This window comes from Promicromonospora sp. NPDC050880 (genome assembly GCF_044456525.1).
In the GTDB taxonomy this organism is placed as follows: Bacteria; Actinomycetota; Actinomycetes; order Actinomycetales; family Cellulomonadaceae; genus Promicromonospora.
In genome coordinates this window covers 1-18,979 of record NZ_JBITFV010000029.1, presented here as the reverse complement: position 1 = coordinate 18,979, position 18,979 = coordinate 1, and the positions used below count along the sequence as shown (strand labels likewise).

At 70.3% G+C, this 18,979-nt stretch carries 15 protein-coding genes; 5 read left to right on the top strand and 10 right to left on the bottom strand.

Features of this window, described 5'->3' with window-relative positions; genetic code table 11:
* Nucleotides 1-456: 456 nt before the first annotated feature.
* The gene (gene mobF, locus ACIBBF_RS25245; protein WP_397418997.1) at nt 457-5,685 is read left to right on the top strand and encodes a MobF family relaxase; all 5,229 of its coding nucleotides are present in this window, start codon (nt 457-459) and stop codon (nt 5,683-5,685) included.
* A gap of 6 nt (nt 5,686-5,691) precedes the next feature.
* On the opposite strand, the gene ACIBBF_RS25240 is transcribed toward mobF, so the two are convergent.
* From ACIBBF_RS25240 to ACIBBF_RS25210, 7 genes are all read right to left on the bottom strand, one after another.
* Nucleotides 5,692-5,958, bottom strand: a complete 267-nt coding sequence (locus ACIBBF_RS25240; RefSeq protein ID WP_397418954.1) for a zf-HC2 domain-containing protein — start codon at nt 5,956-5,958, stop codon at nt 5,692-5,694.
* A 242-nt stretch (nt 5,959-6,200) separates the two neighbouring features.
* Nucleotides 6,201-6,725, bottom strand: coding sequence for a hypothetical protein (locus tag ACIBBF_RS25235; protein WP_397418952.1), 525 nt, complete (start codon nt 6,723-6,725; stop codon nt 6,201-6,203).
* A gap of 206 nt (nt 6,726-6,931) precedes the next feature.
* Nucleotides 6,932-9,001: a heavy metal translocating P-type ATPase gene (locus tag ACIBBF_RS25230; RefSeq protein ID WP_397418950.1), complete on the bottom strand. Its 2,070-nt coding sequence runs from the start codon at nt 8,999-9,001 to the stop codon at nt 6,932-6,934.
* Complete coding sequence (locus ACIBBF_RS25225) at nt 8,998-9,420, bottom strand: ArsR/SmtB family transcription factor (RefSeq protein WP_397418948.1); 423 nt, start codon at nt 9,418-9,420, stop codon at nt 8,998-9,000. The genes ACIBBF_RS25230 and ACIBBF_RS25225 overlap by 4 nt, the downstream gene beginning before the upstream one ends.
* 64 nt (nt 9,421-9,484) lie before the next feature.
* On the bottom strand, nt 9,485-10,573 hold the full coding sequence (locus tag ACIBBF_RS25220) for a flavin-containing monooxygenase (RefSeq protein WP_397418946.1): 1,089 nt from the start codon (nt 10,571-10,573) through the stop codon (nt 9,485-9,487).
* Between the two features lie 125 nt (nt 10,574-10,698).
* Nucleotides 10,699-11,619, bottom strand: coding sequence for a cation diffusion facilitator family transporter (locus ACIBBF_RS25215; RefSeq protein ID WP_397418944.1), 921 nt, complete (start codon nt 11,617-11,619; stop codon nt 10,699-10,701).
* Nucleotides 11,616-12,014: an ArsR/SmtB family transcription factor gene (locus ACIBBF_RS25210; protein ID WP_397418995.1), complete on the bottom strand. Its 399-nt coding sequence runs from the start codon at nt 12,012-12,014 to the stop codon at nt 11,616-11,618. The genes ACIBBF_RS25215 and ACIBBF_RS25210 overlap by 4 nt, the downstream gene beginning before the upstream one ends.
* A 204-nt stretch (nt 12,015-12,218) precedes the next feature.
* Here ACIBBF_RS25210 and ACIBBF_RS25205 point away from each other — a divergent pair, with 204 nt between their 5' ends.
* Complete coding sequence (locus ACIBBF_RS25205; RefSeq protein ID WP_397418942.1) at nt 12,219-13,475, top strand: Nramp family divalent metal transporter; 1,257 nt, start codon at nt 12,219-12,221, stop codon at nt 13,473-13,475.
* A 113-nt stretch (nt 13,476-13,588) separates the two neighbouring features.
* Here the strand turns inward: ACIBBF_RS25205 and ACIBBF_RS25200 are convergent, their stop codons facing one another.
* The 3 genes from ACIBBF_RS25200 to ACIBBF_RS25190 form a co-directional block, all read right to left on the bottom strand.
* On the bottom strand, nt 13,589-14,557 hold the full coding sequence (locus tag ACIBBF_RS25200; RefSeq protein WP_397418940.1) for a cytochrome c oxidase assembly protein: 969 nt from the start codon (nt 14,555-14,557) through the stop codon (nt 13,589-13,591).
* A 50-nt stretch (nt 14,558-14,607) separates the two neighbouring features.
* Nucleotides 14,608-15,267: a copper resistance protein CopC gene (locus ACIBBF_RS25195; RefSeq protein ID WP_397418938.1), complete on the bottom strand. Its 660-nt coding sequence runs from the start codon at nt 15,265-15,267 to the stop codon at nt 14,608-14,610.
* A 176-nt stretch (nt 15,268-15,443) separates the two neighbouring features.
* Nucleotides 15,444-16,202 carry a C40 family peptidase gene (locus ACIBBF_RS25190; RefSeq protein ID WP_397418936.1) on the bottom strand — a complete coding sequence of 253 codons (759 nt, stop codon included), beginning with the start codon at nt 16,200-16,202 and terminating at the stop codon, nt 15,444-15,446.
* Nucleotides 16,203-16,991: 789 nt separating this feature from the next.
* Here ACIBBF_RS25190 and ACIBBF_RS25185 point away from each other — a divergent pair.
* The 3 genes from ACIBBF_RS25185 to ACIBBF_RS25175 all read left to right on the top strand — a co-directional run.
* On the top strand, nt 16,992-17,360 hold the full coding sequence (locus ACIBBF_RS25185) for a hypothetical protein (RefSeq protein WP_397418934.1): 369 nt from the start codon (nt 16,992-16,994) through the stop codon (nt 17,358-17,360).
* Between the two features lie 235 nt (nt 17,361-17,595).
* Complete coding sequence (gene ccsB / locus ACIBBF_RS25180) at nt 17,596-18,510, top strand: c-type cytochrome biogenesis protein CcsB (RefSeq protein WP_397418932.1); 915 nt, start codon at nt 17,596-17,598, stop codon at nt 18,508-18,510.
* 113 nt (nt 18,511-18,623) lie between these two features.
* The coding region (locus tag ACIBBF_RS25175; protein ID WP_397418930.1) for a transposase at nt 18,624-18,979 on the top strand (356 nt) is incomplete at its 3' end.

Sequence of the window (18,979 nt, the reverse complement as noted above, 5' to 3'; positions counted from 1 at the left end):
TTTGGGCGCACCCGACGCCCATCACCGTGACAGTACACGAAAATCGGGTGCCGGGTACGTCGGTACGGCCCGCCCGTCCGGGCGTGTCGTGGCGCCACTGTCTACCCGCGTGCCGCTTGGGTCCTCCCGCGGGGGATGGCGGCCTCTTCGCATGCCTCGGGGAGATTGGAGCGCGGCCTTCGGGGCACCCCGCCGCCCGCGCTCCGATACATGGCAGCGCGAAGTAACCGACGAGTTGCGACGGCGGACAGACACGCGGCGACGCACGACGCGCGAAAGGCACGGCGGCACGACCGACACGGCTGCTGGCCTTATGGCAGCCGAGCGGATGAACAGCAGGTCCCGCGGACCGCCTCTGGTGAAGGCCACACACCTAATGCACAACGCTGTGAGCGGTCCCGAGTCAACCCTGAGTTGACCCGCTCCAGCCCTGTGAGGGAGGGGGTGGGGGACGTGATGACGGCCCACGTGCTGAGCGCGGGAAGCGGGTACACATACCTGACCCAGCAGGTCGCCTCCGGGGATGTGCTGCGCGGCCGCGGCATGTCGTTGACGGACTACTACATGCAGCACGGTAACCCGCCCGGGCAGTGGGTCGGGTCGGGTCTGGAACAGCTCGGGGTCTCGGGTCAGGTGCTCGAGAAGCAGATGAAGTCGTTGTTCGGCCAGGGTCGGCACCCGGACGCGGACCGGCTCGAGGTCGAGGCCTGGGCCCGCGGCTTGTCGAAGCAGGATGCGGAGCGTGCCGGCCGGCTGGGCCGGGCGTTCCCGCAGTTCAGGGCCCGGCCCGACGACGGCTACACAGCGGCGCTTGAAGCCGCGTTCGCGCACTTCGCTCATGAACATGATCGTCCGCCGGGGGCGGGGGTCGAGCGGGACTTGATCCGTTGGAACGTCGCTCGCGCTCTCGCTCAGCAGGAGCACACCGACAAGGACGCCTCGGGCGAGCTCTCAGACCAGGACGTCGCCGCATGGTTGGCCAAGCGCGGGCAGCAGCCCCGCAAGGCGGTTGCGGGGTATGACCTGGTGTTCACGCCGGCCAAGTCGATCAGCGTGCTGTGGGGAATGGGTGACGCAGCCACTCGGGACGCGGTCACGAGGGCGCACACCCAGGCCTGGCGGGACACGCTGGCGTGGATCGAGACCGAGGGGGCGCTCACCCGTGGCGGTGCTGGTGGTGTGCGGCAGATCGACACCCATGGACTGACCGCCGTGGCGTTCGACCACCTGGACTCCCGTGCCGGGGACCCGAACCTGCACACCCACGTCGCGGTCTCCACCAAGGTTCTCGGCGTCGACGGGATCTGGCGTGCCTTGGATGGTCGGGTGCTGCTGGCGCTGAAGGTGGCGGCATCGGAGCGGTACAACACCCGCATCGAACAGCTCCTGGTCGAACGCCTCGGGGTCGCGTTCCACACCGAGACCCGGGGCCGAGGCAAGCAAGGCGTCCGCGAGATCGTCGGCATCCCCAAGACGCTCCGGGACGCGTTCTCCCGACGGCGCGCCGCGATCCAGGAATCCTACGAGACCCTCCGCGCCGCCTACCGAGCCAAGTACGGGCACGAGCCGGGCACGAAGGCGGCCTACGGGTTGACGCAACAGGCCAACCTGGACACCCGGCAGGTCAAGGGCGCTCCGGTTGGGCTACGCCACCGGCTGCCGCAGTGGGCCCAGATCGCAGCCGCGGTCTTGGGCGGCCCGGACGCGGTGACGCGGATGCTCGCGCGCGCACTCAACCCCCGCCCGAGCACCGGACCGGTCGTGGTGAACGAGCCGAGTGACCTGTGGCGTGCTGTTGCGCAGGACCTCGCCGGGCGTGGGATCGCCCGGTGGGCGATGCAGGACGTCAGGGACGCGGTCGAGCGTGTCGCGGCGGCGTCGCCGCGCGCGCAGGTCTTCCGGCCGCTGCGGCGGAGGACAACCACCGGCCGCCAGACCGCGCTCGCAGCACTGGCCGCGCAGGTGCTGGCCCAGGGCGACCTGGTCGACGCCTGCTTGACGAACGTGGCAGGCAGGCGGGCGACGTGGACGACCTATCACCTGCTGGCCGAAGCGACCCGCCTCGCGAGGGAGCACGCCCCCACAGGCACGGACTTGCTCGCGTTGGCCGCGACCATCGCCGGGCACGCCGTGGCCGGCAGCCTTCAGATCACGCCCCCGGACCTGAACGAGCCGCCGGACGTGATGCGCCGCAAGGACGGCGAGAGCGTCTACTTCGTGCACGGCTCCACCCGGTACACGTCTCTGGCGGTACTGGAGGCCGAGGACCAGCTCCTAGCCGCCGCCCGCACGCCCGGCGGCCTGATCATCGACCCCACCGCAGTCGACCGCGCGGTAGAGCAGGTCCGGGTGGACACGGGCCGAGCGCTGAACCCGGGGCAGCGGGACCTGGTCGCGTCGTTCGCCTCGAACATGAGCCTGGTGGCGGGGATCGGTCCGGCCGGGACCGGGAAGACCACCGCCATGCGCGCTTTCGCGCACGCAGTCCAGGAGTCGGGTGGCAAGCTCATCGCCCTCGCGCCTTCTGCTGCGGCCGCGGAGGTCCTTGGCGCGGACCTTGGCGAGGGGATCGTCGCGGAGACCTTGGACATGTTCCTCCTGGCCAACCAGGGAGCGGGCGGGGAGCGCCTGCGCGAATCCCTCACGGTCGAGGAAGGCACGGTGGTGCTGGTGGACGAGGCCAGCCTGGCCGGCACTCTCGCCCTAGCCGAAGTCCTGGCTATCACCCAGGCCGCCGGCGGCAGTGTCCGGTTGCTCGGTGACCCCGCGCAGCTCGGCGCCGTCGCGGCCGGCGGCGCCCTGCGGCTGATCGCGGAGCAGGCGGGTGCGGTCGAGCTGACGCATATCCACCGGTTCCACACCGCCGGGGAGGCCGAGGCCTCCCTCCAGATCCGAGACGGGGACCACCGGGGCCTGGACTTCTACGTTGTCCGGCACCTTACCCAGGGCGGCAGCGCGGCGGCGATGGCGGAGGAGATGTTCGCGAACTGGCAGACCGACTCCGACCACGGCCTGTCAACGGTGATGATCGCGGCGACCAACACCCTGGTCACCGAACTCTCGGCCAGGGCCCGCCTGCACCGCGTCACCCGCGGTGACGTCGAAGAAGACGGCGTGACCCTGCACGACGAGAATCGCGCAGGGATCGGTGACGTGATCGTGACCCGCCTGAACAACCGTCACCTGCATGCCGAGCACGACGACGGGCACATCGACTGGGCCCGGGACTGGGTCCGCAACGGCGACCTGTGGCGCGTCGAGGCGCGCGGTGGTGACGGCGCCTTGCAAGCCCGGCACCTGGACACCGGGGCGACCGTGGTGCTCCCTTCCGACTACGTCGCCGCGCATGTCGAACTGGGGTACGCGGCCACGATCCACCGGGTGCAGGGCATGACCGTGGACACCAGCCACGCGATGGTCGGGATCGGCATGACCCGCAACGAGCTCTACACCGCCATCACCCGCGGTAGGAGCTCGAACCGCGTGTACGTGGAGACCGACGACGTCCTCGACCTCGACCCCCACCGGCAGCCCGATCTTGAGCGCGCGGTCCTGAACGCGCTCAAGGGAGTGCTGGACCGCGACGGCGAGGAGAAGTCCGCCTCTACCGTGATCGAGGAGGAGTGGGACTACGCGCACTCCCTGGCCCGACTAGTTCCGGAGTACGAGGACGCATACCTCGCGTTCCTCGAACCCGACCGCACCGCACGCCTGGCGCAGGCCGTGCGGTCGGCTCTGCCCGACTGGATGGCGGACCAGGTGCTGACGGACGAGGCGTGGCCCGCGCTGGCTAAGCGACTGTCCCAGCACGAAGCCGCGGGCACCGCCGTAGCGATCGTGGTGCGACGCGCGGTCGAAGGTGGCTTCCAGGGTGCCCGGTCGATCGCGAAGGTCCTGCACCACCGCGTCGGCCCACCCCGAACCCAGGACCCGGATGGGCGGGGGTTGCCGGTCTGGATCACGACCGCGCCCGAGACCACCGACGAGCAGGCATGGGCCACCACTCAGCCATCCAGCACGCCCCTGGTCGAGGCGCACCAGGCTATTTCCACGCGACCGGCCGAAGTGCCTGCGGTCGTCGACCCAGCTGTCCGGTCACTGGTTGTCGAGATCACGGGACACGCATGGGCGTGGTGGAGGGGGCAGCGCGCCACCGAGTCGTGGGCCGCCCGGTATATGGCCAGGCGCGGTCTTACGGAAGCGGAGTGGGGTGTTGCTACCGCGTCCTGGACCGGGCTCAGCGAGCACTTGCAGGCGCTCGGCTATACCGCCGACCAGCTCATCGACGCCGGGGTGACGACCCGGACCAGGGACGGGCGGCTGATCGACCGGTTCCGTAACCGGATCATCTTCCCCGTCCGTGACCAGGCCGGTGCGATCGTCGGTGTCACCGCGCGCATCAACCCCGCCGAGACGGACCATCGCGCCCCGAAGTATCTGAACACTCCCGAGACTGCCACGTACTGCAAGAGCGAACTGCTGCTCGGCCTCGACCCTGCCGCCATCGCGCGCCTTGCCGCGGGGGCACGCCCGGTCCTGGTCGAGGGCCCCACCGGCCATGCCGCGCTCCAGCTCGCCGCTGCTGTACTGGCTGAGCGGACGGGGATCGAGATCGTGCCCGTGGCGGCGTGCGGAACCGGCATCACCAGGCAGCACCTCCGGGCCCTACGCGACGCGACCAGACGCGACCTGACGGATCTGATCGTCGCATTGGACTCGGACACCGCCGGCCGCACCGCCGCCGCGCGCGTATGGGACATGCTCACTCCCGACGAAGCCACCCAGGCCCGGGCACTGGACCTGCCGCCCGGGACCGATCCCGCAGAGGCTGCCATCGATACGCCTGACGCTCTGGCAACAGCGCTCGCCAAGACCGTTCCGCTGTCCTGGTTCGCGATGGAACCCAACCTGCAGCAGATCCGGGAGCTGGATCATTTCGAGCGGCAGATCTCCCTCCTGCGCGCTCTCGTCGACCACCTCCACGGTCGTATCGAGCCCGCGCAGTGGCCCGGCTTGGTCGAGCACGTCGCCCAGGTCGTGGGCGTGATGGACACGACTTCTCGGGAGCGGTTGGCCACTGGTGACGTACGGCGGGTCATGGTCGAGCACTACGCCGAACGCCTCCTGAACCAGACCGACACCGAGCCCCAGCAGATGGCCGACCTTGCGCCTGAGGCGAGCGGCGCAGCCAGTAGCCGGGAACAGGCGCAGAGCGATCCGCACGTTCAGGCCTGGCTCAACCGGCAGGCCGACCTCATCTCCACCCGCCTGGACCACCTGGTCGATCAGGCCCTCCTCGAACCGGAACTGTGGATGGAGAACATCACGCCCCCACCGCCACAAGGCGCTGCACGGGAAGCATGGGCGATGGCCCTGCGGCAGGTGCTGGCCTATCGCGACCGCTACCAGATCACCAACCCCACCGACCCGCTCGGGCCCGAGGCTGAGGGTGAACACGGGGAGGCGTACATGGAGGCCGCCCGAGCATTGCAGACCATCACCCCGGCCAAGTCCGGCCAAAGCACCCCGACGGCCCCGCCAGGGCCGAGGCGCATCGAACGCGTGCCGACCGTACTGGCCGAGGCACGGAGCCGAAGCGAATACCTGAGCCGCCAGGCCGAGGAGCGCGCCCGGCGAGATCAGGCAGATCGGCAACGCGACCACGGGGCCAGTCGCGGCTGGTAGCGCTGCTCAACGGTGGCGGGCGCACTGAACTGGTGTCATGCCGACTAGGGATGGTCGCCCGCCTTGCGGTGCCTGACTCACGGTCTGACGGTTCCAGGAGATCTCGCGGATGTCGATGAACGCGCGGATGCAGTCCGCGCACCTGTCCAAGTGGGTTTCGAAGCGACGCTGGCGGCGGGGTTGGAGGCGCCTGGTGAGGTAGTCGTGCATCGCAGCGCGGGTCGAGCGGCACTCGGGCGCCGTGACTCTCCGGACGCTGGTCGCAGCAGACAAAGCGCAGCCTGCGTCGGGTCAGGCAGCGGGACCGGAGCCCTGGCAACACCGGACCTGCCGTCGATGTCCAGCACGGAAAGCACGTCGTCGGAGCGAAGCTCACCCGTGGTCGTCACGCGAAACCTGCCCCCCGTGTGCGCCATGCCGGTTTGGACCCGTTAGGGACAAATTTTACCGTGAATGAGGATTCATAAAAGTTTGAGCGTGATATGCCTTTTGCCCTGGGTGCTGGTCGAAGAGCTTCAGGCGCGAGGCCGATCCACGAGGGCTGCGACCAGGCGGTGTGCGTCGTCGGTGCCGACCACGCACTCGGCGGCGAGTACGCGACGGAAGAGCTGGACCCGGGCCGGGATCGGACGGGCGAAAGTGGCGAGCACGAGCGGTGAGCCCGGGGATCTGATCAGGGTGACGCGACCGGTCTCCTGGTCTAACCCGACGCCGGCCTCCGCTGGGCGGGTCGCGGTCGGTGTGAACGACCGCGCTCGGGCGACGTCGCGCGGGTGGACCGCGATGGAGCCGAGCAGACCGAACCGGAGGCGAGCCGTGCCGTCATCGGCCACCGTATGAACCGACCAGAGCGGCGAGACGAACGCGACCAGCAGGGCGAGCGTGATCACGCCGATCACGACGTCGAGCTTCAGTGCGGCCGGGCGGGGCAGCAGCGCCCCGCCGATCAGGTGCAGGACCAGGACCTCGATCGCGCTGAACGCGACGAATCCGGCAGACCAGGCCCACCACACGCCGCGCCCGCCCAGCCCGAGTCTCATCGCAACACTCTTGCGTACCGGGCGGGGACAGGACAACCCCGCCGAGATCCGCGGCGCCGGGCGGGTCAGCTCGCGATGCGTTGTGTGGCGTGGAGGTGCGTCGCGGTGCGGACGAGCTGGGCGAGGTGCGGGGCGCGGGATGGTTCGGGCCAGGCGATGGCGATGGTGTACGGGCTGGCGTCGGACGTTCCTCGCGAGGCGTCGCGTCAGGGCCGCGCGGTGCCCAGGGCGTTGGAGCCGTCGTCGACTGCCGCTTGCGCGGTCGTGATCCGGTTGGTTTGCGTGGTGGGTCGGTGTGCGGCGCGGATGCCGTTGAGGATGACGACGACCTCGGCGATCTCGTGGACCAGGACGACGCCGGCTAGCCCGAGGGCGCCGAGCAGGGCCAGGGGCAGCAGCACGACGATGATGGCGAGCGACAGTGCGATGTTGCCGGTCATGATGCGTCGGCCGCGTCGCGCGTGGGCCATCGCCTCGGGTAGGAGGCGTAGGTCGTTGCCGGTGAATGCGACCGAGGCGGACTCGATGGCGGCGTCGGATCCGGTGACACCCATGGCGATGCCGACGTCGGCCGCGGCGAGGGCGGGTGCGTCATTGATGCCGTCGCCGATCATCGCGGTCGTGCCCTGGGCACTGAGTGATTCGATGGCGGTCGCTTTGTCGGCAGGTAGGAGCTCGGCCCGCACGTCTTGGATGCCGGCCTGCGCGGCCAGTGCACCGGCGGTGCGCTGGTTGTCACCGGTCAGCATCACTGTCTGGTAGCCAGCTGCGGTCAGGTCGCGGATCGCTTCGGCGGCCTCAGGCTTGAGCTCGTCGCGGATGCCTATCACTCCCGCGACCGTGCCCGCGACCTCGAGGACGGCGATCGTCATGCCCTCGGACTCGAGGGTGCGTGCTGCCTCGCTCAGGGTGCGGGGATCCACCCAGCGGGGTGAGCCGACCCGGACGCGGTCGTCTCCGAGGAGGCCGGTGATGCCCTGTCCGGAGTGCTCGGTGACCTCGGTGAGCTGGGCGGTCTCGGGTGCGGCGGTGAGGATCGCGGTGGCCAGTGGGTGGGTGCTGTGTGCTTCGAGCCCGGCAGCAACGGCCAGCACCTGGTCCGGGTCATACGTCCCGGTGGTCTCGACGGTGACGACCTCCGGTCGACCGCGGGTCAGGGTGCCGGTCTTGTCGAGGGCCACCGTCCTGACGGCGCCGAGCTGTTCGAAGGCTTCGCCGGACTTGATGACGACGCCGAACCGGCTTGCGGCCCCGATCGCGGAGATCACGGTCACGGGGACGGCGATGGCCAGGGCGCAGGGAGAGGCCGCCACGAGGACGACGAGGGCACGCTCGGTCCATAGCGCGGGGTCGCCCACGACGAACCCGAAGATCATGACGAGAGCCGCCAGGACCAGGACGGCGGGAACCAGCGGGCGGGCGATGCGGTCGGCCAGGCGGGCGCGTTCGCCCTTGCGGGCGCCTGCCTGTTCGACGAGCTTGACGATGGTGGTCAGGGAGTTGTCCGTGCCGCCCGAGGTGGCCTCGATCTGGAGCGGCCCGGTTCGGTTGATCGATCCGGCCGGGACGGGGTCACCGGGGCCGATCTCGACAGGAATGGACTCACCGGTGATCGCGGAGGTATCGATGCTGCTGGTCCCCGTGATGACGACTCCGTCGGTGGCGACGCGTTCGCCGGGCCGGACCACGAGGATGTCGAGCTCCTGGATCTGCGCGGCGGGGACCTCGACGTTGCCCGAGAGCTTGGAGATCGTCGCGGTCTCCGGGATCAGCGACAGCAGGGCGCGCAGGCCGTTGCGGGCTCGGTCCATCGCGCGGTCCTCCAGGGCTTCGGCGATGGAGAACAGGAACGCCAGCGCGGCGGCCTCCCCGACATGCCCGAGCAGGACGGCGCCGACGGCGGCGATCGTCATCAGCAGGCCGACGCCGAGCCGTCCCCGGGCCAGGCGCTTGACCGCACCGGGCGCGAACGTCCAGGCACCCGCGGCCAAGGAGAGAGCGAGCACGACGGTCGCGGCAGGGGTAACGCCGGTCCACTCCAGGATGTAGCCCACGAGCAGGAGCAGACCGGATCCCAGGGGCAGGAGGATGCCTGGGTCGCGCCACCACGGGCCGGCGTCCTCGTCGCCATGACCGTGCTCGTGCTCGTCATCATGATCGTCGTCATGACCGTGCTCATCGTGGTGCTGGTCGCCGTGATCGTCGGCCTTGCGAGCCGCGAGGGTGAGCGGGTGCTTCGTCTCGTCAGGGTCGGGGCCGCAGCAGATGTCGTTCACCGCACGCCCTCCCGCTCCACGCCCGGGGCCGCGCCCACCGTGTCGGCCGTGTCGGCGGTGTCCTGGGTGGCCCCGGGGCCGCAGCACAGCGGCACGTCGCAGTTCTCGTCCAGGCACGGCGCCCCGTCGTCGACCGCGAGCACGGTCTCGACCAGCACGCCGATGGCCCGGGTCAGGTGCGGGTCGGCGATCTCGTACCTGGTCTGCCGGCCCTCCGGCGTGGCGACCACGATGCCGCAGCCGCGCAGGCACGCCAGGTGGTTGGAGACGTTCGTCCGGGTCAGGTCCAGGTCGCGGGCCAGCTGCGCCGGGTAGCCCGGCTGGTCGATCAGGCTCAGCAGGATCCGGGAGCGGGTCGGGTCGGCCATCGCCCGGCCCAGCCGGTTCATCACGTCCAGCCTCGAAGCAAGAGTCAGCATGGGATGACTATACAGTGATCGCTGACGTATCGGGGGTGGTGCCGAGGGTGCGGCGTCCGACGACCTACCTGGGTTGTGATCGACGTCCGCCACGGTCGGACAGCTGCTCCTGCGTGGTGATGCGGGTGGCCAGGCGGTGCGCGTCCTGGCCGACGAATCCCAGCAGGGCGGAGCCGCGGCTGCGTTGCCAGGGCCGGCCCAGCACGTGCAGACCCCGAGTGGGGGTGTTGAGCCCTGTGGTCTGTAGTGCGCCGTGTTCGTCGAGGGCGCCGGGGATGTGGATCCAGCGGTCGTCGTGCCGGTAGCCGGTAGCCCACAGGATCGCGTCAGGCTGCAGGGTGGTCCCGTCGGCGAAGGAGATGGTCCGGCAGGCGCCGGCTAGTGCGCGAGGCCGGAACTGCACGCCGGCAGCGTGCAGCGCGGCGCGGCTGGTGCCGATGATCGGGTCGTTCGCGCGCAGGCGCCGCCCGATGCGGGTGTCGGGCGGGGCGCTGACCAGGCGGGTACGGGTCAGCCACCAGAAGATGTCGCGGCCGGCGATCCGTTGCGGGACCGTGCGGGCGGTGGCGCCGTGGGCCAGGTGGACGGTCCGACCGGCGCGTGCGAGCTCGAGCTGGTATCCGGTGTTTCCGGCGCCGACGACCAGGACCACGCCCTGAGGGACGTCGTCCGGTCGTCGGTAGTCGTGAGAGTGCGACGCCGGCAGGTCGGGTTCGAGGTGGTGGGCGAACGCGGGCGTGGCCGGGGTGCCGAAGGCTCCGGTCGCCACGACGACCCGGGCCGCGGTGATGGGTCCGGTGGGCGTGTCCAGCGTGAACGTGTCGTCCTTCACGAGCGATCGGACCGGTGACGCGGTGCGCAGGGGCAGGCCAAAGCGCTCGGCGTAGTCGATCAGGTATCGGGCGACATCCCTGCCGCCGGGGTACCGATCGCCCGGACCGGGAAACGGGAGGCCGGGAAGCGCGCTGTAGGCGGCGGGGGTGAACAAACGTAGGGAGTCCCACCGGTTCGTCCAGCTCGCCCCGACCTGGTCGTCAGCGTCGAGCACCAGGTGCTGGACGCCGGCGCGGGTCAGGTAGTAGCTGATCGCCAGTCCGGCCTGTCCGCCGCCGACCACGACGACCCTGTGATCGGCGGCGATCGCCTCAGGCATCCACGTGCGGGCAGTCGGGCACGACGAGGATGGTCAGGGTGTGCTGGTCGGACAAGGGCATCTCCCGAGTGCGGCAACGGTGTCCGGCCACGGTGGCGCGGAGCCCGCGGCGGGGCCGTGGTCGGCTAGGCGTGGCTGGGGGCTTCGTGGTCGCGGTGCGCGACCGGTTCGATCTGGAAGGTCGAGTGCTCGACGGGGACGTCGAAGTGGGTGGCGACGCATTCTTGGAGGTCGTCCAGGATCCGTGGGGCGTGGCCGTCGTTGAAGCACCCTTCCTCGACCACGACGTGGGCGCTGATGATGGGCAGGCCGGTGGCGATCAGCGAGGCGTGCATGTCGTGCACCTCGCGCACGTGGTCGATCTCGACCAGGTGGGCCCTGACCTGGTCCAGGTCCAGGCCGGGTGGTGTCGTCTCCAGCAGCACCGACGCCGTCTCGCGCAGCAGCTTCACGGCGCGAGGCAGGATCAGGGCGCCGATGAGCAGCCCGGCGATCGCGTCGGCCTGCTGCCAGCCGGTCGTGGCGATCACGATCGCCGCGATGATCACGCCGACCGATCCGAGCGCGTCGTTGAGGACCTCCAGGAACGCGGCCCGCAGGTTGAAGTTGGCCGTGCGGCGGCTGGCAAGGACCAGCATCGACGCGACGTTGCCGACCAGGCCGATGATGCCGAAGATGAGCAGCTCGGTGGACGGGATCTCCGGTGGGCCGAACAGTCGCTGGACACCCTCGACCAGGACGTAGACCCCTACCGCGAGCAGGACCGCTGCCTGCCCGAGCGCGGCCAGGACCTCTGCACGCCGGTAGCCCCAGGTGCGGTGGGAGGAGGCCGGCCGCAGGGTCAGCGACGCGGTGACCAGGGCCAGCAGCAGGCCCGAGGCGTCGGTGAGCATGTGCGCGGTGTCCACCAGCAGCGCCAGGCTGCCTGTCAGCAGCGCACCGATCGCCTGCGCGACCAGGATCGCGGCGGTGATCGAGAACGCGACCGCCAGCCGTCCGCGGTGGTCCTCGGCGCCCAGGGCGACGTGGTCGTGGTCGTGACTCATCCGACACGCTCCTGCTCGGCACGCTCCTGCGGCCCGAGGTGGGTGCACAACGTCACGGCCGAACCGGTGGCCTCCAGCAGCCCCTCGGTGACGGCGAACAGCGAGACCAGCCGCTCGGGCTCGACCAGCGAGAACACCGAGGCCCGGCCCTCGGCCCGCGAGGTGACGAGCCCGCACTCGCGCAAGCACGCCAGATGCGCGCTGACGGTGCTCTGCGCCAGGCCGAGATGCTCGGTCAGCTCCCGCACCCGGTGCTCGCCCGAGAACAGGTGCTGCACGATCAGCAACCGTGTCGGCTCGCCCAGCGCCCGGTAGAGCGCGGCAGCCGGTGCCACCGTCGCGGCTTCATCCAGGGGGGCATCGAGCCCCACTGAGTCCTGAGCCTTCTGATTCATCGCCATGTGCCGATGCTATCGCTATCCGACGAGATGTCCAAGAGTGACGGTCTTGAGCGGCACTGTCCCTCACGGCTGTTCAGTGGGAGTCCCGATCTTGAGCCTGGGTCGCTCGCGCTGATTCGTCGACGACGCGGTCGGTAGAGGCACAAGTCCGGTCACCCGCGCGCTAGAGTTTGGGTACCCGAACTTCTGGAGATCCGGATGACTCGCACCGTCGCAGAGCCACGCATGGGCCGCGCCCGCCTCATCGCCCTGCTGGGCCCCGCCTTCGTGGCGTCCATCGCCTACGTGGACCCCGGCAACGTGGCCGCGAACCTCACCGCCGGTGCCCGGTACGGCTACCTGCTCGTTTGGGTGCTGGTGGCCGCCAATGCGATGGCCGTGCTGGTGCAGTACCTCTCGGCCAAGCTCGGCGTGGTCACGGGCCGGTCGCTGCCCGAGGTGCTCGGGGACCGGCTGCCCCGCCCGGCGCGCCTGGCGTACTGGGTGCAGGCCGAGATCGTCGCCGCCGCGACCGACCTCGCCGAGGTGATCGGCGGCGCGATCGCCCTCTACCTGCTGTTCGGCGTGCCGCTCGTGCTCGGCGGGATCATCACCGGAGTCGTGTCCCTGCTGGTCCTGGCGGTACAGCAGACCCGCGGGCAGCGGGCCTTCGAGGGCGTGGTCACCACGATGCTCGCCGTGCTCACCGTCGGCTTCTGCGCCGGCCTGTTCTTCTCCCCGCCCGACCCGGCGGGCATGCTGGCGGGCCTGGTGCCGCGCCTGGCCGGCGCGGACTCCGTGCTCCTGGCCGCCTCCATGCTCGGCGCCACGGTGATGCCGCACGCGATCTACCTGCACTCCGCGCTGGCCCGTGACCACCTGCACCCCGCGCTGGCCGGCGGCGACGTGCGCACGGCCACGACGGCGGTGCCGCGGGTGATCCGTGCCACGCGCATCGACGTCGTGCTGGCGCTGGTGCTCGCCGGGAGCGTGAACATCGCCATGCTCGTGCTCGCCGCCGCGAACCTGCCCGGCCGGGCCGGGACCGACACCATCGAGGGCGCGCACGCCGCGATCGCCGGGACGCTCGGGCCGGTGGTGGGTGTGCTGTTCGCGGTCGGGCTGCTGGCCTCGGGGCTGGCGTCGACCTCCGTCGGCGCCTACGCCGGCGCGGAGATCATGGCCGGTCTCCTGCACATCCGCGTGCCGCTGCTCACCCGCCGCCTGGTCACGCTGCTGCCCGCTATCGCGCTGCTCATGACCGGGATCTCGCCCACCTGGCTGCTCGTGGTGAGCCAGGTGGTACTCAGCTTCGGCATCCCCTTCGCGATGATCCCGCTCGTGCGACTCACCCGGGACCGCGAGCTGCTGGGCGAGCACCGCAACGCCGTGACCACCCAGGTGCTGGCCTGGACGGTCGCCGGGGTGATCGTCGCGCTGAACGTCACCCTGCTCTACCTCACCTTCGCGGCGTAGACCTGGCGGGTTCAGGGGGCGGGGGCAAGAGGCGCGGGGCAAGCGGCAACCACGAGCCCGACGCCGACCGAGGCGCGTCCGGGCGCCCTGCAGGGTGGGCACGTAGCGTGGGGTCAGAGCCGTTGGTCACGCTCGGCCAGATGCTCGAGGTAGGCGTTGTAAGCATCCAGTTCCGGATCGTCGTGCAGGGTCCGGCGGTCGGCGGCGGCGGTCTGCCGGGACTCGTCCTTGCGCCAGCGGACGAAGATGATCAGCAGGATGATCAGGGCGGGCAGCTCGCCGTAGGACCAGGCCAGGCCACCGGCGGTGACCTGGTCGGCCAGGACGTCGATGCCCCAGGACGCCGGTGGGTGGGTGAAGGCGCTGACCATCGGCGTGGTGGACATCATCACGATGACGCCGAAGAAGGCGTGGGTCGGCATCTCAATGAACATATCGGCTGCCCGACCGAGGTGCCCCTGCGGGCTGGGCAGCGGATCACGGGACAGGACCGGGACCGTGAACAGGATCCCGGAGACAAGGAACAGCAGCTCCAGGCCCAGGTGCCCAGTCCAGGTACTGAGCAGACGCCCGGCCAACGAGCTGAAGTACAGGGCGTAGAAGCACAGCAGGAACACCGGGATCATCAGCGCCGGATGCAGCAGCACACGCCCGGCCCCCGACCGCAGCCCCCACCGGGCCGCGACCAGCACCGCCCTGCCAGGTCCGTGGTGGGGCACGGCGCGTAGCAGGAGCGTGCCGGGCCGGCCCAGCACCAGCAGGGGCGGGATGGCCATCATCAAGGTGAGCTGCTGGAACATGAACACGGAGAACATCTCCAGCCCGTACCCCTCCACCCCGGCGCCCATGACGACCACCAGGACCGCGCACCCGGTCAGGAACGACAGCGTCGCCCACGGCGACCACCGCCTGCCCGTGGCCCAGACCCGGATCACACCCGCCAGGTACAGGACAGCCAGGACCAGCCCGATCACCGGGATCACCGGGACCGGCTGGAGTGTGGGCGCCAGATACGTCTCCCAGGACGGCGGCGCGGTCGGGATCCAGACCGGGCCGTCGACATGGGTCCCGAGCCCGGTCACTACTGCATTCATCGCCTGGGTCGTCGCTCCGGCCGACGCGCTCGCCGGGATCATTCTTGTGCGTCGGGACCGCTGGCGGAGTCGGCCGGCTCGGCGCTGCGGTCTCGGCGTCGGGTGGCGTACGTGACCACGACCAGGATCGCGACTGCGACGGCGATCCCGACGGCCACCACCACGAGCGGGTCGGAGGTTCGCCCGTTGTCGTGCGAGTCCGCCGCGGCTGCTTGTCCCTGACCTGCCGCGGGTGTCTCCCGCGCGTCCTGGGTTGGGGCGGTGCTGGTGGGTGCCGTACCGGGGTCGGTCTGCGTCGTCCGGGTGGGTACCGGGGACGACGCCTCGCCGGTCGAGGGGGCCGCCGGCTCGAGGCTGAACTCGAAGGCGCCCTCGATCGGGTGCCCGTCGGAGGAGACCACGTGCCAAGCCACCGTGTAGGTACCCGCTGGTCCTTGCCCGGTCACGGGGATGGTCACCGTCGCGGTGGCCTCATCGACACGGGCCGTGCCGGTGGGGACCATGCTGCCGTCCGCCGCGGTGATGACGACCTGCGCGCCGGTGGCCAGCGGCGCGTCGGACAGAGTCAGGATGATCTCGGGCGGCAGGGCGGTGATGGCCGTGCCGTCGGCCGGGGTGGAGGACTGCAGCTGATCGTGGGCGGACGCCGGTGCCTGGGCCAGGGTGAGTAGCAGCAGCGTGACCAGCGCGGTTCCCACCAGTCGTAGCTGCGAGCCGAGGCGCGGTGTCGGTGTCGTGCCGGTTGTCGGGTGGAGAGTCTCGCGGGAGTGCATCGGGTTTTCATCTCAAGTGCAGGAGGCATCGGGCGGCACGTCGAGCCGACGCGCCGCAGGAGCGTGAGGGCGAGCTGGTGCCCGGCCCTCACGCGAGCGGGTCAGCCGACCCGGACGAACGTCGGGTTGGACTGCCAGATCTGTGAGTACCGCACGGTCTGGCCCGGGACGGGGGCCTCGATCTGCATGCCGTCGCCGGCGTAGATCGCGATGTGCCCGGGCGACCAGATCAGGTCGCCGGGCTGCGCCTCGGGCCAGGGCACTTCGGGACCGGCGTACCGCTGCTCGGACGAGGTCCGGGGCAGGTTGATCCCGACCTGTGCGTACACGTACGAGGTGAACCCGGAGCAGTCCATCCCCGCGGGGGTCGACCCGCCCCAGAGGTACGGCACCCCGAGGTACCGCATCCCGATCGATACCACCGCCGAACCCCGTTCGGCGACCTCCCTGGCGGCGGCCTGCGCCTGGTACTCCTCGTTCTCCGAGGCGGAAGTCACCGAGACGGCCGTGCTCTCGACCTTCAGCTCCGCATCGGGAGCGACGGACACGACGGGGGCCGCGGCAACCGCCTGGCGGGCCTGTGCAGTCAGGGCGTTCAGGCCTGCCGAGTCGAGCGTGCCCTGAACGGGCTTACCGGCCAGCGAGGTGGTGACCGCCGTAGTGGCCGGGGCCGCTTGTGCCGGGCCGGCGACCAGGGACAGCAGCACACCGGAACCGGCCGCGGCGACCACTGCGGTGCGTCCGGCGAACGCGGTCACGTGCTCCGACGTGGCTTGGGCGACGCTGGCCAGGAGGGGACGGCGGACCGCCCGGTGACGACCACGACTGGACGTGGTCGTCGGGTTGAAGCTGGGCTCCATGAAAGCTGGGACCTTTCGGATCGCAGTAGGACCACGCACGCGCCCCGGGGCCCGAGGTGCGCTGAACCGGTCGGCACCGAAGGGGGTGGTGTCGACGGGATGCGGTGGTCTACGTCCGAGAGATCCCCAGGGCGGTCAGCGACGGCGCCGCCGCGACAGTCCCGATGGGCCGGGCCGCAGGCCCGGGGTGCGCCATGTCTGACACGAGCCAGTGGACGGCGAGGTCGGACGCCATGGCCGGCCCGGGAGGGGCGGGCGTGACCGGGTCGCACTGCGCCGTCGCCGAATGGTGGTCGGAACAGCCATGTGATCCGCCACCCAGTGGTGCGGGAGCCGACTCGACCCCGGGCGCCTGGGCGGTCGCGGGCTCCTGCTCCGAGCCCAGCACGGCCTGATGCGAGTGCCCCGCGCTCTGGGGCGGCGCGCCCAGGTGGACGTTGCACAGGACATGCACACTGACGACAGCGAGTACCAGGAGCATGACCGTCAGGACGCTCGCAGTCTCTCGCCGGGGACCGGCGAGCAGGCAGCGGAGGCGACGTGTCAGGCTCATGGCCAGCCAACAGTAACGGAACGGACACGGTGCTGGGCAACACCGCGCTGTGATGCAGCACGCCCCGACACGACCGGGTCGGGTCTCCTGGCGGTGCACGCGCCTCGATGACGGGCTTCGCTGTTGCTGGATCTCATGCTGCGCCCGGAGCGTCAAGGCTGTGCCTCTAGGATGCTCCCACTATGGGTGTCCCGGTCCGACGTCGAGCAGGTTCGAGCGCTGTGCAGCGTGTGCTCGTGATCGTGCTGCTCGCGCTGACCGGTGTGCTCGGTGTTTGCGCAGGCGCGTCGTCCGTCCCACCGGCGACGACGACTGCAGTCCCGGCGGTGCCGGGTCTGGACCCGGTGGCGTGGCCCGGCGGCGAGAGCGTGATCTCTGCCCATGACGCTGGGTCAGAAGCCCGGGCCCATGTCCATGACGCGATCAGCCTGCTGTGCCTGTGCGCCCTTGTCGCGGCCGGTGTCCTCCTCGTCACCAGCCGGGGTGCGCCGCTGCACAGGCTGCGTCGACGTGTCCAGGCGACCGCGTGGCCGTCGCGCGCGATGCGTGTTTTCGCTCCGGTGACCTTGACGGACCCGTTGTCGTGGGGCGTGTGCCGACGGTAGATGCCGCGAGCGTTTCGATGGTGAACGCTCTCCCGCATCGCTGAACCCGAAACCGCCCCCGCACTCAGGGGCGGCCTGGTCTGTGCCTGATTCCTGCCTAACGTCGGCACACGCCGTCGCAGGCGCTCCGCGCGCCCTTCCGGCAACACCGCTGCCGGTCGGCGCGCCACTAATGACTGCATCGCCTGTCCGCCCATGGCAGCGGACAGGGCTGATTCCTGGAAGGGACCCCTGGATGGAAATCTCTGCTCTGAGCGTGCTCCTTGTCTGGTCGGCGGCCACCGCACTGGTGGTGGCGCTCATCGCGTTCGCGATCGACCTCTCGCGACAGGCCGAGCATCGCGCAGTACCTGCTTTCACCGGCGTGTCCACGATAGTCGCGCCCCGGCGTGCTGCGGCCGTCGGCGTGTCTACGACGTGGCTGGCCACGAGCCTGCTCATCTTGGCCATCGTGCTGCGCGGCGTCGCGGCCGGCCGTACACCGTGGTCGAACATGTACGAGTTCACGCTGGTGGGGACCTGCGCGGCCCTGCTCGCGTTCGTCCTGCTCAACCTGCGCCGCGACGCGCGCTTCCTGGGCACCTTCGTTGCCGGTACCGCGGCACTGTTCCTGGTGCTGGCCGTCAACGCGTTCTACCTACCGGCAACCGGCCTGTTCCCGGCCCTGCAGTCCTACTGGCTGGTCATCCATGTCGGCGTCGCCGTCGGTGCCGCCGGGATCTTCACCGTCAGCTTCCTCCTCTCCTCGCTGCAGCTCCTGCGCGACTCCCGCGACGAAGGCGGTGCGCTGGCGGGGCGTCGCGCGTGGCGCTGGCTGGAGAACCTTCCTCCCGCCGGCACGCTCGAGTCGCTGTCGTTCCGGCTCAACGCCATCGGCTTCGTGGCCTGGACGTTCACCCTCATCGGTGGAGCGATCTGGGCCGAGAGCGCCTGGGGCCGGTACTGGGGCTGGGACCCCAAGGAGGTGTGGAGCTTCATCATCTGGGTCGTGTACGCGGCCTACCTTCACGCCCGCACCACGCGCGGCTGGGCCGGCCGCAAGGCCGCCTGGTTCGTGCTGGTGGGTTACGCCTGCGTGGTGTTCAACTTCACGGTCGTCAACCTGATCATCAACGGCAAGCACTCCTACTCCGGACTGACCGCCGGATGAGCGGCCACCCGCACCGGTCACGGTCACCCGCGGCGCCCGCCCCGGCCTCGTGACCGCCGCCAACTGAACCGTCCTGGGTTTCGTTCCGATCCTGATATGAGGAGGATTGGACGATGCCGAGCAAGTACCCGCAGTCGTTCCGGGACCGTGCCGTGCGGATGGTGGTCGAACGGTTGGAGGCCGAAGAGGGCCTGTCCCGGTTCCAGGCGATCAAGCAGGTCGCGCCGAAGCTGAACATCTCGATCGAGTCGTTGCGCCGCTGGGTCGAGCAGGCCGAGATCGACACCGGTACCAAGCCGGGCGTGACCTCGGATGCCGGCGAGGAGATCCGCCGGTTGAAGAGGGAGAACGCTGAGCTACGCCGCGCGAACGAGATGGCGGATTCAACCGGTCAGTGCAATGGGTGCTGTGAGATGGGGCAGACGCTGATCTCGGGAGGCACCGGATGCAGGGCAAGCATGGTCATCTC

Excerpts from the sequence above, each read along its gene's own strand:
- ACIBBF_RS25225 (WP_397418948.1), bottom strand. The coding sequence starts at position 9,420 with ATGCTGACTCTTGCTTCGAGGCTGGACGTGATGAACCGGCTGGGCCGG.
- ACIBBF_RS25190 (WP_397418936.1), bottom strand. The coding sequence starts at position 16,202 with ATGGAGCCCAGCTTCAACCCGACGACCACGTCCAGTCGTGGTCGTCAC.
- ACIBBF_RS25210 (WP_397418995.1), bottom strand. The coding sequence starts at position 12,014 with ATGAATCAGAAGGCTCAGGACTCAGTGGGGCTCGATGCCCCCCTGGAT.
- ACIBBF_RS25235 (WP_397418952.1), bottom strand. The coding sequence starts at position 6,725 with ATGAGACTCGGGCTGGGCGGGCGCGGCGTGTGGTGGGCCTGGTCTGCC.
- mobF (WP_397418997.1), top strand. The coding sequence starts at position 457 with ATGACGGCCCACGTGCTGAGCGCGGGAAGCGGGTACACATACCTGACC.
- ccsB (WP_397418932.1), top strand. The coding sequence starts at position 17,596 with ATGGAAATCTCTGCTCTGAGCGTGCTCCTTGTCTGGTCGGCGGCCACC.
- ACIBBF_RS25205 (WP_397418942.1), top strand. The coding sequence starts at position 12,219 with ATGACTCGCACCGTCGCAGAGCCACGCATGGGCCGCGCCCGCCTCATC.
- ACIBBF_RS25220 (WP_397418946.1), bottom strand. The coding sequence starts at position 10,573 with ATGCCTGAGGCGATCGCCGCCGATCACAGGGTCGTCGTGGTCGGCGGC.
- ACIBBF_RS25215 (WP_397418944.1), bottom strand. The coding sequence starts at position 11,619 with ATGAGTCACGACCACGACCACGTCGCCCTGGGCGCCGAGGACCACCGC.